This window comes from Bradyrhizobium sp. Kon56 (genome assembly GCF_055807635.1).
Map to the genome: position 1 here is coordinate 98,627 of NZ_JBVVOU010000018.1, position 16,844 is coordinate 115,470.

Below are 16,844 nucleotides of genomic sequence, written 5' to 3' on the forward strand. Positions count from 1 at the left end.
ATTCTCGCACGGATTGCCGGCCTACCGACCGGTTGATTGCCAAGCCGCATCACATCGTGAAGCCCTGCATTGATGAATTCGCATCGCGCGACGTTGTACAATGCGGGCAGCATCGATCTACTCGATCTAACCGCGATGCTTAAATTCGCACGCCAACCTAGCGGGACCATTCCGACCGGTCCGATGGTCATGCTCATCAAAGCGGAAAGCGCGACTATGGCACCTCGGCGACATTCGACGAGCGCCTGCTCGCTTGCAGTGCCGGGGCGGGATCGCTTGGATTGGCATCCGATGAGTGGCTCATCCATGCCAGCTCGGGCAGCCCGATCGGCAAGGCGGCGGTGACGATCGGCGGCAACCGATCGGCGCCCCGGCCTGGGAGCCGCGTCCCACAGGAGCAATAAGGCGATGACCAATCGGGAGCGTCGTCCGAGCCAGCCAATTGCCAGCTTGCGGAACGAAGCGGGCTGAGGAATGGCGCCGCTCCCCGGCGGCGGCGCGGCAGCTCTTGTTGCTGATCCAGGAATTGCCGTGCCGCTCGCGAAATACGGTGCGCTCCGCATTTCAAACACACGTACGGCTCAGCCCTTGTCCTATTCCGACATTTTGTTCTCAAGCATACATGGATGGCGCGACAACCAAGATGAGAACGCGTCTCGCCGTCCAGACATCAGCGGCACGACGATATCACGGAAGAAGATGCCGATCGAGAGCTCGGGGCCTTCCGACGGCTAAGCAGACAGTCGTACCGTGTTGCGAGCTCACGGTAGGGCGCTTGTGATCAGCGTCCCGGACTTTTGCGCTCGATCGTATGGTTGGAACGGCCCGGAAACTGCGCTCTTCTGTCGCGTGAGGCACCACGTTTCACGTCAAGGAGTTTGCAGCACTTCAATTTCAACCGCTGTGCGGGCGCATGTCTAGACCCAGCTCGAAATTAATCAGGCCAACGCTTGGCACGGACGTTGCTATTGAGAGCTAGGACAGCAAGCGAGTGGGCGCGGCCAGATGAGCAATATCTTCCGTGGGCCATATCCGAGAGGTGCAACACCGCCCCCGAGCGGATCAACCTTCTCAGCCCGATGATCGAGTTTAACGTTGAACGGCTTGCCGGTTTCGCACGCGTCTGGCCCACCGTGTTGCTGCCCTGGACTACTCCCGCCGCTCGCTAAGCACTCATGGAGGTTGAAATGATGACCCAACTCGGCGCATCCGTACGCAGCCAAACAACAGACGTGGATGCAATGTTGGCCGAACTGCGTTTGAACAATGATCCGCACGATGTCGAAGTCGGCGGCATGTCTTTGCACATCCTGCCCGGGGTTTTGTCACCGCGCCTGAGTCACGCACCGGACGCACTGATCTCGAAATGGCACATCGAGCCCGGCGCGGCGGTACTCGATCTTGGGTGCGGATCCGGTGTGCTGGGCCTTGCAGCACTCCGTGCCGGGGCAAGACGTCTAGTCGCTCTCGACATAAATCCGCAGGCCGTTCTCTCGACGAAGATAAACATAGAGCGATTAGGCTATGGAGATCGAGCAGAAGCCTTCGAGAGTGACACCTATGCTGCGCTACAACCTGGAGCACAATTTGATACCATTATCTTTGCCGCCCCCTATTGGAACCGCAAGGCCAATGACGATCTCGAGCGTTCGTGTTTCGATCAAGATCACAAGGTCATGGCCGCCGCCGTCGGAGGGGCGCACGTCTGGTTAAGTCCGAAGGGTGCGATGTATGTGATTTTCTCCGATCAGGGAGACGTTGGGCATGTCATGAACCTGATCGAGGAGAGCAAGCTGCGCGTCAGAGACATGCATATTTTCCGACCGACCATTCCAGGCGGGCACGTCCGCATTGTTTGGAAGCTATCCGCGCGATGAAAGTCTCTTGGCCAAGAAGCGCGATACCCATCACATCAGCGCCAAGCGCTTGGCAGTGTAGTCGATCAGGCCAATTTGCATGTTCCCGACCCAGCTGAAATCGCTTGGCCAAGTGCATGAGTGCGCATCTCGATCGCGAGCGTCGACAGACATCGCAGGTCCGGTGCCGTGATCCAGACAATAGCCTCCAAGAACATACTGGTTGGCTTCACCCCGGAGTGCGAGGTGAGGATTAATCCCGCCCGGGGCTCGAGCGGTTCGGCCGGACGCGTCTTGGGGCCGGGCACAATTCGTCGCCCCGACAGTGAGATCTGACGAGTGGGCGAGATAGCGTTGCGGGCCCGATGCGCAATGCTACGACCATCGCGAACTTGTGAACTCGGCGGCAGGGGCGGACCATCGCTACGTTCCGTAATTTGAGTGTAGTTTCACGAGCGATCTCGCTGCGGTGATCAGCCGGATAGCAATTTTAAGAATTGAAGTCATGCCTAGATATCAACGCTTCAGGGCTTGGCGGCGCTCTTTCCGTTCAGCGTCATGAAGGGGGCGCCCCGCCTCTTTTCGACGAACGAGCGCATTTTACTGCAGTTCTTATGCGTCAATCCAGCAAGTGAGATCGTTTCAAGCACGACATCCACGCAAAGCTAGTGGCGTCGACGCAGTCATATACTTAAGCTTCTCCCGGGGACTGATGATCAGGCGCCTTCTTACTGGATGCGAAAACTTCGTCTCAGACATGGTCCAGCTTGATTCAGCTAAACACCGGGCAGTGCGATCGACAGGGCGCCTGCCGCGCGGTAGCAGCTGAACGGCTGCCCGACTCCTGCATGATTGGCGAAGGAGGCTTCTGTCGCTTTCGGCGACCTCAAGCCGCAATGTTTGGGATTACCGGCGGTAAACTATGATTCGACACATCGTATTCTTCACCGCAAAAGATAAGGCGCATATCGACAAAATCATCGAGGGCCTTTCCGTTCTCACCAAAATCCCGCACGCTCGGCGGCTTGAGGTCGCTCGCAACCGCAAGAGTGACCGGCTTGGCAACGAAATTGATGTGATCGTCTACGGTGAATTCGACGACGAAGGCCAACTCGAAGCCTATAAAGCGCACGAGCTTTATCAAGATTCGATCCGGCAAGTAAGACCGCTCCGCGAGCTACGTCTCGCGGCCGACTACAGCATGTCTGCAGATGCGGAGCCAGTATGTTCGGCAGGCCCTCCCCACGGGCGTGGCTAATTGTCAGGCATGTAGGGCTTTTGGGTGGCCATAAGGCTCGCCTTCGCCGGGCGGAATTACGATCACCGATGTATCGCTGAGCTGAGCGACAGAATAATGCATGTAGTGGAACTGCAGTGGATTGAGCCCGTCACAGCCATGCGAAGCCTCTCGCATCGGAGGCACCTCACGTTCCTGGATAGCGCATCGAGAGACGCGGTGCTCGGGCAGCATTCCTATGTGACGTGCGATCCCTTCTGCACCTATATGATCGCGGACGGGAAAGGCATTTGCAACGGAGAGACCATTGTGGGCGATCCCTGGGTGGCACTTCGCGCTCTGCTAGCCAACTATCCGCAAGTGCACTGCGCCGATCTCCCGGCTTTCCAGGGCGGTGCCGCCGGCTTTTTTGGATACGAGCTGAACAGGACGCTGGAGCGATTGTCGGTGCCGGCTATCGGGGGCATGTGCCTCAGGCAATCCTACATCTTTACGACGTCGTGATAAGCTTCGATCACAGCCATAACAGATGTTGGGTCGTTTCTACCGGGTGGCCGGAGCAGGATCCGGCTCGCCGGCGTGAGAGAGCTCGCGGAAGAGCCGAAGAATTTGTTGCGCTGATTAGAGTCTCAGCCTCCTCTCCTGATTTGACACCAGGCCAAGCCGGCTTATGGCATTCAAATTTCAGTCGCCAAGGATACATTGCGGCAGTACAGAGCCTAATTGATCTCATTCGGGCGGGTGACGCCTTCCAGGTCAATATTGCGTAACGCTTCAGCGCGCGCCTGGCGAACTCGTTCGATCCGATAGCCTTCTATTGTCAGCTGCGGAGAGTGAATCCGGCTCCCTTTGCCGCCCTCCTTCGGTATGGCAAGCTCACCATTGCATCGAGTTCGCCCGAGCGTTTCCTCAAGCTTCACGGTCGACAGGTCGAAACGCGGCCTATTAAGGGGACGATGGCGCGTTCTGCTGATCGGGAGGAAGACCGGCGTCGTGCTGAGACGCTGTCAGGTTCGGAAAAAGAGCGCGCCGAGAACACCATGATCGTCGACCTCCTACGCAATGATCTCTCGCGCGTTTGCACGCCCGAATCAATCCATGTCCCGTCATTGTGCAACCTCGAGTCCTATGCATCAGTGCACCACCTCGTGTCGGTCGTTACGGGTGAGCTGGCATGCGGAGAGGACGCCGTCAGCCTACTTCGAGCCTGCTTTCCCGGCGGCTCCGTTACCGGAGCTCCCAAGGTACGCTCGATGGAAATTATCCTGGAGATCGAGCGTGTGGCGCGAGAGGTGTATTGCGGTCCCATAGGCTACATAGGGTTCAATGGACATATGGATTCAAATATTCCCATTCGCACCGTGACGATCGATGCCGGCCAGGCCGCCTTCCATGCAGGTGGCGGGATAACGGCAATGTCCGATCCGATCGCCGAATATGAGGAGAGCCTAGCAAAAGCAGAGCGCATTTTTCGCGCATTTATTGCTGAAGGCGCCGGTGCATCTTGATTTTCATCATCGACAACTACGACTCTTTCGTCTTCAACATTGCGCGATATTTCCGCAAGCTTGGTGCAGCAACATGTGTCGTCCGGAACGACGCGATCCATGTGAGCGAACTTGCTGACCTCAGGCCCCGCGCGATCGTCATCTCCCCCGGCCCGGGCACTCCAAATGAGGCTGGAATATCGACAGCCGTCGTTCGCGAACTTTCGGGTCAGGTGCCAATTCTCGGCATCTGTCTCGGACACCAGTGCATTGGGAGCGAGTTCGGCGCACGTGTAACGCGCGCACGCCGTCCTATGCATGGTCGGCCCTCGTATGTCACGCATGAAGGCGGGGGCCTGTTCGAAGGACTACCATCCCCACTTTGCGTAGGGCGCTACCATTCGCTTATCGTCGAATTGGATCCGGCATCTGCCCGAGACCTCACTGTGACAGCACTCTCGGATGATGGGGAGATCATGGCTCTTGCCCATCGCAATCAAGCGACATATGGCGTGCAGTTCCATCCGGAGTCGATACTCACACCGCAAGGGGACGCACTATTCGCAAACTTCCTACGGCTTGCAGAGCTTTCTTAAGGCGGCCGCACAGGTCAGTTTCACAATGCGCAGCTCGATAAAATATCGGTCAACGCGAAAGGAGCAATACTGCCGAAACGGGTTGAGTTCATTGCTGCGGGCAGCACACAACGCCGTAAGCGGGTCGAACTTATCAATACCTTTCAGGTGCTCGGATCAATAGAACTCTACCGTTGATAGTCCCAGCAGGACGTTGTCAATCAGCCGGGTCGAACCAACGTAGGCTGCGACACAGAGCGCCGCCGGATGCCGCAGCGGACTCTCGGCGCGCTTGAGCGTATGACCGTCGACAAGTTCGAGGTATTGCAGCCGATCAACTGTCTCAAGTTGCCGCTCGGCGATCGCAACCAGCTTGTCCACCTCGCGCACTCCTGCGCGGAATTCATCCGCCGCGGCGAACAGTCCACGACTGATGGCAACGGCTCGCCGACGTTCTTTCTGGCTGAGATACCGGTTGCGGCTGCTCATCGCGAGCCCGTCCGGTTCCCGAACGGTTGGCACGGCGACGATCTTGATGGGAAGATTGAGATCTGTTGCCATGCGACGCACGACCGCGCATTGCTGAAAATCCTTTTGCCCGAAAAACACGACGTCCGGATGCACCATGTTGAACAGCTTGCACACGACGGTCGCGACGCCCCGAAAATGCCCAGGCCTGAAAGCTCCGCACAGTGGCTTCGCCAGTTCGCCCGGCTCAACGAAGGTCTCGAATTGAGCCGGATAGACTTCCTGTGCACCCGGCGCGAACACAATCGCAACACCAGCATCGCGGCACAATTTTTCATCGCGCAGGAAATCGCGAGGATAGCTGCTGAGATCCTCGTTTGGTCCGAACTGAGCCGGATTGACGAAAATGCTAACGACGGTGATATCGGATTGCGCGCGGCTCGCCTCGATCAGGGCGAGATGGCCATCGTGCAAATAACCCATTGTCGGCACTAACCCGACGCGTTTGCCCACGCTGCAAGCCTTGGCGAGCTCACGACGAAGCTCAGCGACCGTGGTAATCGTCTGCATCATTGCACCTTACATCAGGTTGAGTTGGGAGGAGCCCAGGTTGCGATAATGTCACTCAGGCTTTCAGGAAGCCGATAGGACTCCTGCGGCGCCGGGAACGCACCGGTGCGGACATCGGCAGCCCAACGCGACAGCGCCGCTTGTAAAAGCTGAAAGCCATCTGCATAGGCGCGAACGAATTTGGGCCGATGACCTAAGGTCAGCCCCAGGACATCATGGAATACGAGCACTTGGCCCGAGCAGTCGGGACCCGCACCGATTCCGATGGTTGGTATCGATAGCGATTCGGTCGCTCGCTGGGCTAGCTCGGCCGGAATGCCTTCAAGCACCAACGCGAAACATCCGGCCTCCTGCAGACGGTGAGCGTCATCGAGCAGCCGCAAAGCGTCATCGGCTTTCCGGCCCTGCACCTTGAATCCGCCCATGATATTGACGCTTTGCGGGGTGAGGCCGAGATGGCCCATGACAGGAATTTCGCAATCGACCAGGGCACGCACCATTTCCACGCGCTTGGCCCCGCCCTCGAGTTTCACGGCATCTGCGCCTCGCTGCAGGAACCCTCCAGCGTTGCGTATCGTCTCCTCCGGACCAAGGTGAAAGCTAAGAAACGGCAGATCGGCCACGAGCAAGGCACGGGGCCTTGTGCGTGCAACAGCCTCCAGATGATGGTTCATCATTGCCATGCTGACCGGCAACGTGTTGTCGAATCCGAGACAGACATTGCCAACACTGTCGCCCACAAGAATGATGTCGACGATGGGGTCGGCGATGCCTGCCGTAACCGCATCGTAGGCGGTGGTCATGGTGACACGCCGCCGCTCCTGCTTCCACCGCTGCAGAATTGGGATCGTGACCCGCTCAACTGACACTTCCGAAGCGTGGCTCATTTTCGATCAGCTCCATCAAATGTCTCAAGTCGATTCTGCAGCTCGAAGCGATACGGATCTGCTCTCATTTGTGCGGCCTACGATTTCTACGCCACAGCGCTCCCCAGGTCGCCCCATTACCGAATAACTAGGCGAACGGTAATCCGATTGTTGCGATCGACGCCGTTGAGTATTATGCCCATCCTGGGACCATTCTTTCCTATGGAGGACAAGAGAAAACTGTCAACCGTGAAAGGAAGAAAGAAACATACGTCTCCAAGGTAGCGGCCGTGTGCACAAAAGCTCCAATGGTCGCGCGACCATCAAACAAAAACTTCCCAAACTCAAATTGTCATGTGGAAGCGCCTTGCGTCACGGCGCGCCTCAGAGTGGGCTGGGCCGGTCCATTCCAGATGAGAGCGCACCGGACGATCGAAGGTGCGCTGATCTGGTCGTGCCGCAGCGCTGCGATCAAGGTCATGGTCTTCCAGTGGCCGAAAGGTGGTTAACCTGTGGTCAGTCGGGGGGCCGGGTCACCGGTCCCGGCGACTCGCGTCAAGCGCCTTCCGCGGCACAGATGACCTCTTGGTCGAGCCCGCATCGGCTTGGCGTGCGATGTCGGAGCGCAGGGTGCTGGCCTGCTTGGTTGCCGCCATCCTGCAAAGCAGGCCGAGGTCCGACCAGCCCGCGAATGGATGACCCGCGATCGCGTTCTTCTTCACGTAGCCGGCGTTATTCTCTGTCTCGCTCTACGTGTGCGCCCGATACGGAGCGCGGGGACGAGGACGGAAGCCCCAAGCTTCGCGAACGCAATGAGCTTGCCGCTAACTTGAACCCGACCGGCTCACTGCGTCATGGCGCACCACGAGCGCGCGTGGGTTACCGCACAAAAACGCCATCCATTCGTCAGCGTTGGCATCTACCGGATGTTGTAGACGTGCGATCTGCATGGCACCCGCGACGAATGCACGCATACACTTTTTCTGGCTTGTGATTTCCTGCATTTGTAGGCGCTTGGATAATGATCTGGTGCTGCAGGTCGGCTGCGGCGCCCAGGCCATGAGATTGTGCAGGAACCGACACAGCTGCATGGCCGGCGCTGTTCGGTAGCCGCTTAAGACTTAAGGCCAGTCGTCGAGCATTTTGAGGCTCTTGCCTATACTGAGATAGATCGGGACTGAGCGGCACGGCGCGGATATTTCACAAAACGGCGCAGTGTCGTGCTTTGCGTACACGAACGTTCGACAGATTGCTGAATTTACTTCAATGCGGAAGTAGTGCCCGGAGTCAGAGCTGAGTGACACGCGATACTCTGCGAAAACGGTGACTTCTGTTGCTCTCAGATCGTCCCTGATGTCAGTTCGCGACTCACAATCCAAGGAAAGGGGGTACTAGGGCTTGCAGCATACTCTGCCCAGCAACCTAACTCGTCGACCGTGAAGAACGCCTTTTTCAAGCAGGGACGAAATGAAATCGGGCGGTGAACTGAGCGAGGATTTGGCACAACAAGAGACTGAGCCACCTGATCAGGCGACGGAAGTTGTAGCCGACTGCGGCGAGGACGGCATTAGCGGCATCGCCCTGGCGATGCCACAGGTAGTTGTACCCCCTGCGATGCTCAGATTTGAGATGGCCGATGACCGGCTCTACGGCCGAGCGGCGGCGCAGCCCCTGCTTGATCTGCGGGGTCACCCGACGCTTCTGACCTGGGATGAACACCCTGAACTTGTAATCGGGCGGGGCATTGTGACCGCGGTAGCCATTGTCGAGCAACTTGCGCTCAATGGTGTTGCCGATCATCGCTTCCATGTCCGGAATCACGGTTCTGAGCGTGTGACCCTCAAAGGGATTGCCGGGCAGCGCCTTCACATGGACGACAAAATGGCCGCCTTTGGCGTGCGATAGCGTCGTGGCAACGGAGACCTTTCCGCCGAACTCGTAGGGCCGGTGCGCCTTGCCCTTGCCGATGCATTCCACCTCTGGCGCGTGCAGCGACTAGACCTTCAGGCCACGCTGGCGCTGCTTCTGGTCGAGCACGCATCGCGCCAGCGCCAGCATGCGGTCGAGCGCGATCTCATGGAGCAAGCCGACATTGCCTTCGAGCTTGCGGGTGATATCGCGAATGACGCGGCCGAGATAGGTTCGAAGCGTCCTGAAGGCCCGATTGGCGCGCTTGAACTGCTTGGCATGGGCATAGCGCTGGTGCTTGATCAGGACGAACTTGCCGAACCGCCCATAGGACTGACGCAGCTTGATGCCTGCCCCCTTGGCGAGCCGGACCAAGATATCGCGGGCGCGGTTCAGAAGCCGCGCATTGGTCGCGAACATCACGTTGTTGGGCTGCACCGTGGTGTCGATGATGACGCGGTTGAGATCGGACGGCCTGATCGCCTCGGTCCTGGGTGGCGACCGCAAGGCTCTCCTGCAGCATCGCCTGCAGCTTCTCCTCGCCCCATGCGCTCGCGCCAGCGCGTTAGTGACAAGCGGTCGAACACCATGCGGCGGAGCTATCGCCCAAAGTTGGTGACGGCGGGAATCGGAAAGGCGGCATATCGTGGGGGTGCTTGACGCCTCCACTTCTCCACCAAAGGAGCGATATGCCGTGTCCAACGATAACGTCATCCATCTGATTCAGCCAGGAATCTTCGACGATCAACTCACAGAAGTCTTGCGCAATGGGGCGCGTGCCCTGCTTGCCCAGGCGGTCGAGGCCGAGGTTACAGACTTTCTTGGCCAACATGCCGTTTTGAAGACCCGGGACGGCCACCAGCGCGTCGTCCGCCACGGTCACCTGCCGGAGCGCGAGGTGATGACCGGCATCGGTCCGGTCGCCGTCCGCCAGCCGCGTGTACGCGATCGCGAATCGGACGCCGCCGATCCTGGCCGCATCCGGTTCTCGCCGTCGATCCTGCCGCCCTACATGCGCCGGTCGAAGTCGATCGAGATGCTGCTGCCGATCCTTTACCTGAAGGGGATCTCGACCGGCGACTTCTCCGAGGCGCTGGCTGCGCTGCTCGGCAAGGATGCTGCCGGGTTGTCGGCATCCGCCATCGGTCGCCTGAAGGATGGCTGGCTCGACGAACACATCGCGTGGCAGAGGCGCGATCTGTCGGCGAAGCGCTACGTCTACATCTGGGCCGATGGCATCCATCTCCAAGCACGCCTCGAAGACGAAAAGCAGTGCATCCTGGTGCTCATCGGCGCGACGCCGGAAGGCCGCAAGGAACTGGTCGGCTTTACCGATGGCGCCCGCGAGAGCGCGCAGGACTGGCGCGATCTGCTGCTCGATCTGAAGCGGCGCGGGCTCGACGTGGCTCCGCGGCTCGTCATTGCCGATGGCGCACTCGGGTTCTGGAAGGCGGCCGGCGAGGTCTGGCCGAAAACGCGCGAGCAGCGCTGCTGGGTGCACAAGACCGAAAATGTGCTCGCCAAGTTGCCGAAGAGCCAGCAGCCGAAGGCCAAACGCACGTTGCAGGAGATCTGGATGGCTGAAACCAAGGCCACAGCCGAGTTGGCGTTCGACGCCTTCATCGAGAGCTACGCGCTGAAGTACGAGAAGGCCGCCGATTGCCTGAGCAAGGATCGAGACACGCTACTGGCGTTCTACGACTTCCCGGCCGAGCACTGGAAACACTTGCGGACCACCAACCCCATCGAAAGCACCTTCGCCACCGTGCGCCACCGCACCATCCGATCGAAGGGCTGCCTGTCCAACAAGACGGCGCTCGCGATGGTCTTCAAACTGCTTGAGGCCGCGCACAAAAGCTGGCGTCGTCTGGATGGCCACAACCAGTTGCCAAAACTCGTTCTCGGTGTGACATTCAACGATGGGATCGAGGTCATCGCCACACCGACCGACCGTCAGCCCATAACCGCCGCCGCCTGACCGGCTTCGGCCGTCACCAAAATTTGGCGATAGCTCCATGCGGCGCTGGAAGAACTCCTCGCCGCAGAAGAACTGGTAATAGGGTTCTCCACCCAGCGCTCGCACAAGAGCTCGTAGGTGTGCTTGAGGATGCAAGTCCTGCCATCAGCCGCGTGGCAGCGGGGCCGGCCCGGCTTAATTTCACAGACCGCGCCGAACCGCTCTTCGAGGATCGACCAGTCGGTCGTCCGCGAAAGCTTCACTAGCGCATGGTTCATGTCGATGATCGCGTCCAGCCGGGAGCGCAGGAGATCGGCTTGTCCGCTGTCGCGCCCTTCCTTCGGCTTCATCGTTCCCTCCTGTCAATCGGCGTTCAAATTTGGCTCTGACTCATTTCTGATGAAGTTCGCCGGCGACTGTGGTTCTTCAACGGAGAATCGGCGCCATGCGGACAGGCTTTCGAATTTCATCGCTAGTACCGAGTGGTTTGGTCTTTGATGGCGTAAGTGATTCAGAGGATTCAATTATTCTGGCTGTTCGGTCAGAGGCTGCGGAGGCCCAATGCCCTTTGTGCGCGACAGCATCGCGCCGAGTCCATAGCCGTTACATCCGGCACGTGGCCGATTTGCCATCAGCGGGCAGAAAGGTGCGCCTCCGATTGCTCACGCGGCGCTTCACATGTGAGGTGCCGCATTGCCGCCGTCGGATCTTCACAGAGCGGTTCGGAGAAGACGTCGTTCCGCTGCGACGGCGTCGGACGGCACGGCTCGAACACATCGTCCATCACCTGGGGTTGGCGCTCGGCGGCCGGCCGGCGGCAAGCTTCGCCAAGCGGCTCATGCTGCCTGTCAGCAACGATACCTTGCTGCGGGTGGTCCGCCGGCGGACGGCGATGCCGATGGATCCATTGCTTGTTGTGGGTATCGACGACTGGGCGTTCCGGAGAAATCGTCGGTACGGGACCATCGTGTGCGATTTGGAGCGTCGGCGGATCGTTGCCTTGCTGCCCGACCGGGAAACGGCGACCGTTCAGGCGTGGCTGTCGAAGCACCCAGGCATCAACATTGTGTCGCGAGATCGCGGTGGTGGATATGGCGAGGCAGCAGCCAAGGCGCTGCCGAACGCCATCCAGGTCGCCGACCGCTGGCATCTGATGGAAAACGCGAGCGCGGCCTTCCTTGATGCGGTGCGCCGCTCCATGAGCAAAATCCGAACCGCAATCGGGGCGACGACGATCGATCTTAAACTGCTGACCTGCGCGGAAAAGCTTCGCTATCAGGGCTATCTGCGGCGCCAGGACAGCCATGCCGCAATAGCGGCTCTTGTCAGCGACGGTGTGCCGTTCAAGGAGATCGTCCGCCGCACAGGACATAGTCGCAACCTGGTTCGCCAAATTAGTCGCGGCGGCGGTACGGATATATTCCGCACCCGTCAAAGCACCCTGGATGGGCACCTGCCGTTCCTGGACGCGCAATGGTCAGGCGGCTGTCGTAACGGTGCCGAACTTTGGCGCCGTTTGAGAGGGCAAGGCTTTAAGGGATCGCTGCGCGTGGTGGCGGAATGGGCCACGCGACGGCGACGCGCCGAGACCATCAGCCGCCAACAATTGCAGAGGGTCCCCGCCGCCCGGACGATAGCGCAGTTGATGACGATGAAGCGGGACCACCTAACCAAGGCCGAGACCGTCACGGTTGCCGCTATTGAACAAAGCGTCCCTATGCTGGCCGATGCCAACGCTCTCGTTGGCCGCTTCCACGCGATGATCCGAAAGAGGGCCGAGATCGAGCTCGAACCTTGGATAGATGAATCCAAACGGAGCCTCATTGGTTCGTTCGCGAATGGCATCGCCAACGACAAGGGCGCGGTGCACGCGGCTATCACGCAACCATGGTCCAATGGCCAAGTGGAAGCTCAGATCACCAAGCTCAAGCTGGTCAAGCGGCAGATGTACGGGCGCGCTAAGCTCGATCTCCTTCAGGCTAGGCTGATTGGCGCGCCTTAAAAACAAACACGATCATCGAATATGCGTCAGAGCCAATATTGCAGGCCGAATGACACCCTCCGATCCGACCGAAGGAATCACGCCGCGCGATTCGACGGAATCCTCACAAGCACAATTACAAACTTTTGGCCCGTCAAAGCCCGAAAGCCAGCAATCTCCCCCTCGTCAGAAAACAGGATTCCCGCTCAATGACTTGGAAGTTCTTCAAGAACGACTAACTCTGTTGCACCGAAAGCAACGGCCCGATGAACCTGCGGCCGATCAAACCGCCTCTTTAGCGCTCCGCCGATCGAGGCATTAATTGACTGCAGCCGACCTTATTCACACTTGCTGTTTTCTATTTTCCTTCCACAGCATGGCCTCGACCTCTCCGGGGACATCAAGATGCTCAGGGAAATCCGGAAAAGGAACTGAATTTCCGTCGCGCAGGAAGATGGCGACATCTGTTTCGATATTCGTTTCAATATAATGTTCTCGCCTCACCTTTCCGCGGTTGCTGTCGAACACAAAGCGCGTTGAGTTGATCCATGATGGTGAAAACAAGTTAAGTTGATCGGCAATGTGCCAGACGCGAGCCAAACGAACGCGAAAGGCCGCGGAGAAGTTGATAGGATCCGGAATGAATATTGATAGATTACGCACGCCATGCCCATCGAGCGTTTCCAAGAGCCGATGAAGCACTAGTTGATGATCATTGGTGTTTCGCAGCAGCGGAAGTTGATTGTAGAGCCTAATCTTGTGATGTCGAAGCTCCGCGATTTTTTCGGAGACTTCCTCACAAACTTCGTATGGGTGCACTATGTGGAAGGTGATGCGAAGGCCATGCCTCGCAAAGAGGTCAATCTTCTCTGGCGTGAACGCTCTCGGTTCATAGACGATCGCCCGCGTATGAATTCGGATTGACTTCACCGATGGAACCAGTCCAATTCCTTCGATGATTGCCTTCAGCCGGGATGCCGGCAGCATCAACGGATCTCCACCTGAGAGGATCACCTCACTGACCTCAGGTTGGCTGCGGAGGTATTCAATCAGCCGGCACAAGTCCGCATCTCCTCCACTTGACTCGTCAATCAAAGCGTTCTCGCTAAGCACGTCCGTGCGGAAGCAGTACTGGCAATTCCCAAAGCACTTCGAGGTGGTTACGAAGAGCACGCGGTCTGCGTACTTTCTAAGTATGGAAGTTTTGTTCACTTCGCCACACGCATTTGATCTGTCGTCCACGAAGTCCTTTACCTCGTTGGGAGCCCTCATCGAAATTCGGTCCCGTGTTGGAAAGGACACTCGGTGAAGCGGCCCTAGATGATTGCCCAAGGCCTCAACTTCTTCCTTGATCTTCTTTTCATAGAACGGCGTGACTTTCACGGGTAGTAGGCCCTCCTTCAAAGAGATGGCCCTAAAAACCTCGTTGATGTGGCGCTGGTTCATAACGATCTCGCTCGGTTGCTGAGGTTCAAACAATAGCAAATGAGAGCCGCCGATGCGATATAGAGGAGAGACGACGTGGCGCTAAGTATGATCGGCACAGAGGGAATCACAATAGAGCCGGCGAGGAGCCATGAAACCAGCCTCCGGCGCAACCTGGCCAGCGCCAGCGCCGAAATGACGTAAATGGCGAGAAAATTCATCGCGGCCAAGCGGAACATAGTTTCGATATTTAGCAACCCAATCTGGTCAGCGACCACGACTGCAACTAGAGAAGCAGCCACGAAGTATACACTGTTGCGCGGTGCGCCATTGCGAAACTGGCCCAGGCCGGCGGGAAGAAAGCGTTGCGAAGATAGGTAAACAACAAGCCGCGAGATGGCCACAACTGATCCGAAGAGATTGGCAGCAATGAGCGATACCCCAAGCAATGGAATCAGCCAATCTGGTGCAGTTGGTGCGACTTGCGCTGCGGCCTGAAATATTGGCGTACCAAAGTTTGATTTAATATCGGCGACATGCACGAGCACTGCACTGCCCATGTACACGCTGCAAACCACAATAAACGCAAAGATCATTGCTAGCCCAAAACTCGTCTTGGGATTTCGAAAATCCGCAGCCAAGTGGGACGCGATCTCCCAGCCGCTGAAAGAGAAGAAGATCAGTGGGATCTGACCTGCAATCGACGAAAGGTTTGTCGGGCGACTGAGGCGGACACCGTTAGTCTGCATCGCTAGCGTGACTAGGACAACGAGCGCGCCTACCAAAAGCGACAATGATGAACAACCCACGAGCCATACGCCCCTGGAGAGGGTCTGTCCACCGGACAGAGCAAAAAAGGAAGCAAGCAAAATGAACAGCGCGGCAAGGAGATGAATATCCACGCTGGAGCCGATCAACTTCTGTAGGTAGGTCGCGCCCACAATCGCGATGGATGGCAAACCCAATACCGTCGCTCCGAAAAGGAGCAGTGCTACCAGCCACTCTAGGTACCGTCCAAATGCAAGCTTGGCATAGTATGCCACCCCACCAGCGCTTGGATATGCACTACCTAGAATGACCATTGTTATCATGATCGGCGCGGAGAGCAGCGAACATGCTAACCAAGCATAGATGCTCTCCTCCCTTAGTTTTTCGAACACAAGTCCCGGGATCACAAGAATGCCGGATCCAAGGATCACAGTGACTATGAGCAAAATGCCTGAGACGGGTCCCAGGTGTCCGGGGAGGCTTGCTCTGGCTTTCATGTTAGCACTGGTCCTCTGAACGAGAAGGGCGTCAACTGTAGGTCGCGACCGCCGCCGCCCCTTCACAACTACTCGATCTGCCTATGTCCTCGACGGCAGAAGAGCGTTGTTCGCCGTATCACCTGTGCCCAAAGACGGCACTCACTGTCTCGGCCGAGAGACGGTCGAACTGATTGACGCGCGCCAATCAAACAAAGTGCAGAGGGCACTGGACGGGAGGATCCTCGTTGTTGTCGGGGATCATGTACTGCGGCCACTGCGCCTCACCTAGAAGGTATGATCCCAAGAATGGGCTGTGTGTGACGTCATCGTAGATATCAATGTTGCGTCTGATCTGTGCTGTAACAGCTCTGCCTCGCCGATTGGCGGGAGCCGCGATATCGAAGATCTTGCGAGGATTGATGACAAAGGCCAGCCCGGCGCCCATGTTTCTGCTCCTGCGAAGAAGGTGTGCTGGATGACTTACGTTCACGAAGAGCTCACAGCCGTGAAAGCACATCGTGAACGTGTGGTGCGTAGGGTCTTTGGACACGTGCACGGGCCAAGGTCGCCGATCTTCATTGATCAGAAATTGCATCGCTTCGATGAAGACCTCCTTGAAGTGATCGGTGGTCGTAAGTCTGGCGACCGGCTCAAAGAGAACAAGTAGTGGACGATGGTGGTTGATTTCGAGAGCGTCGAGATCGATCTCCTCAACGTAAGTGCGTAAGCCACAACCGAAACGGTCCAGCTCATATTGTGAGTTTTCAAGATCGTACGGGATGAAAAGGAAGCGCAGATTGCCTTGCTTCACGGCGTTCTGCCCGAAGACGCAAGGGAAACCAGCGCGGGTTCCTGCCCCAGTTTCAAACTTCGATAGAATGTACGAAACCACTGCGTGGCCCCACGAAAACCTTTCAGTGAGGTTGGCGAGTTCACCCTGATTGATCAGCATGCGCGTTCGCTTTCTATCTACGTGGCAATGGATTGAGCCGCGATGGCTCGCAGCTCGGGTATGCCGCATGTATGTGACGCTCCATCGGCAGCTATCATCCGGCGACACCGCTCACATGGTGCCCGCGCCGCTCAGCCCGCCAGACCGTAAATCAAGCTCTGGGGACGAAAACGGCAAATATGCAGTGAATGCGCAGCCGCTGCGAAAAGCGCAGTTTTTCAGGGCCGCAAGCCCATGTTTGGTGAACTCGTCATGGGATATTTCTCCTCAGTCGATCGCGTGGCGCGTTTGCGGATAGCCCAGCAAGCGTCGTGC

The 16,844-nt window shown here is 57.9% G+C and carries 11 protein-coding genes and 2 pseudogenes; 6 read left to right on the forward strand and 7 right to left on the reverse strand.

The annotated features are described in order from the left end of the window. Positions 1-1,187 precede the first annotated feature (1,187 nt). From AC0L3B_RS25775 to AC0L3B_RS25790, 4 genes and pseudogenes are all read left to right on the forward strand, one after another. Positions 1,188-1,877 (forward strand): methyltransferase, encoded by a 690-nt coding sequence (locus AC0L3B_RS25775; RefSeq protein WP_473381272.1) that lies wholly within the window; start codon positions 1,188-1,190, stop codon positions 1,875-1,877. Positions 1,878-2,778: 901 nt separating this feature from the next. Continuing rightward, on the forward strand, positions 2,779-3,114 hold the full coding sequence (locus tag AC0L3B_RS25780; RefSeq protein ID WP_369726178.1) for a Dabb family protein: 336 nt from the start codon (positions 2,779-2,781) through the stop codon (positions 3,112-3,114). A gap of 96 nt (positions 3,115-3,210) precedes the next feature. Beyond that, a pseudogene (gene pabB / locus AC0L3B_RS25785) lies at positions 3,211-4,601 on the forward strand (aminodeoxychorismate synthase component I). Continuing rightward, positions 4,598-5,176, forward strand: a complete 579-nt coding sequence (locus tag AC0L3B_RS25790) for an anthranilate synthase component II (protein ID WP_473381273.1) — start codon at positions 4,598-4,600, stop codon at positions 5,174-5,176. Before pabB ends, AC0L3B_RS25790 begins: the two are co-directional and overlap by 4 nt. A gap of 156 nt (positions 5,177-5,332) precedes the next feature. Here the strand turns inward: AC0L3B_RS25790 and panC are convergent, their stop codons facing one another. From panC to AC0L3B_RS25805, 3 genes and pseudogenes are all read right to left on the reverse strand, one after another. Next, positions 5,333-6,193 (reverse strand): pantoate--beta-alanine ligase, encoded by an 861-nt coding sequence (gene panC / locus AC0L3B_RS25795; RefSeq protein ID WP_473381300.1) that lies wholly within the window; start codon positions 6,191-6,193, stop codon positions 5,333-5,335. Positions 6,194-6,207: 14 nt separating this feature from the next. After that, positions 6,208-7,080, reverse strand: a complete 873-nt coding sequence (panB, locus tag AC0L3B_RS25800) for a 3-methyl-2-oxobutanoate hydroxymethyltransferase (protein ID WP_473381274.1) — start codon at positions 7,078-7,080, stop codon at positions 6,208-6,210. 1,431 nt (positions 7,081-8,511) lie between these two features. Next, a pseudogene (locus AC0L3B_RS25805) lies at positions 8,512-9,551 on the reverse strand (IS5 family transposase); the annotation flags it as partial. 110 nt (positions 9,552-9,661) lie between these two features. Here AC0L3B_RS25805 and AC0L3B_RS25810 point away from each other — a divergent pair. Then, entirely contained in the window at positions 9,662-10,945 is a 1,284-nt protein-coding gene (locus tag AC0L3B_RS25810) for an IS256 family transposase (RefSeq protein WP_473381275.1), read from the forward strand. On the opposite strand, the gene AC0L3B_RS25815 is transcribed toward AC0L3B_RS25810, so the two are convergent. Beyond that, positions 10,921-11,274 carry a hypothetical protein gene (locus AC0L3B_RS25815; RefSeq protein ID WP_473381276.1) on the reverse strand — a complete coding sequence of 118 codons (354 nt, stop codon included), beginning with the start codon at positions 11,272-11,274 and terminating at the stop codon, positions 10,921-10,923. The two genes, AC0L3B_RS25810 and AC0L3B_RS25815, sit on opposite strands and share 25 nt — an antisense overlap. Before the next feature lie 95 nt (positions 11,275-11,369). Between AC0L3B_RS25815 and AC0L3B_RS25820 the strand changes: the two genes are divergently transcribed. Continuing rightward, positions 11,370-12,926 carry an ISL3 family transposase gene (locus AC0L3B_RS25820; RefSeq protein ID WP_473381277.1) on the forward strand — a complete coding sequence of 519 codons (1,557 nt, stop codon included), beginning with the start codon at positions 11,370-11,372 and terminating at the stop codon, positions 12,924-12,926. Positions 12,927-13,247: 321 nt separating this feature from the next. On the opposite strand, the gene AC0L3B_RS25825 is transcribed toward AC0L3B_RS25820, so the two are convergent. The 3 genes from AC0L3B_RS25825 to AC0L3B_RS25835 all read right to left on the reverse strand — a co-directional run bounded on the left by AC0L3B_RS25825 (position 13,248) and on the right by AC0L3B_RS25835 (position 16,529). After that, positions 13,248-14,351 (reverse strand): radical SAM protein, encoded by a 1,104-nt coding sequence (locus tag AC0L3B_RS25825; RefSeq protein ID WP_473381278.1) that lies wholly within the window; start codon positions 14,349-14,351, stop codon positions 13,248-13,250. After that, positions 14,348-15,595: an APC family permease gene (locus AC0L3B_RS25830; RefSeq protein WP_473381279.1), complete on the reverse strand. Its 1,248-nt coding sequence runs from the start codon at positions 15,593-15,595 to the stop codon at positions 14,348-14,350. Before AC0L3B_RS25830 ends, AC0L3B_RS25825 begins: the two co-directional genes overlap by 4 nt. Positions 15,596-15,782: 187 nt before the next feature. Continuing rightward, positions 15,783-16,529 (reverse strand): YqcI/YcgG family protein, encoded by a 747-nt coding sequence (locus AC0L3B_RS25835; protein WP_473381280.1) that lies wholly within the window; start codon positions 16,527-16,529, stop codon positions 15,783-15,785. Positions 16,530-16,844: the final 315 nt, after the last annotated feature.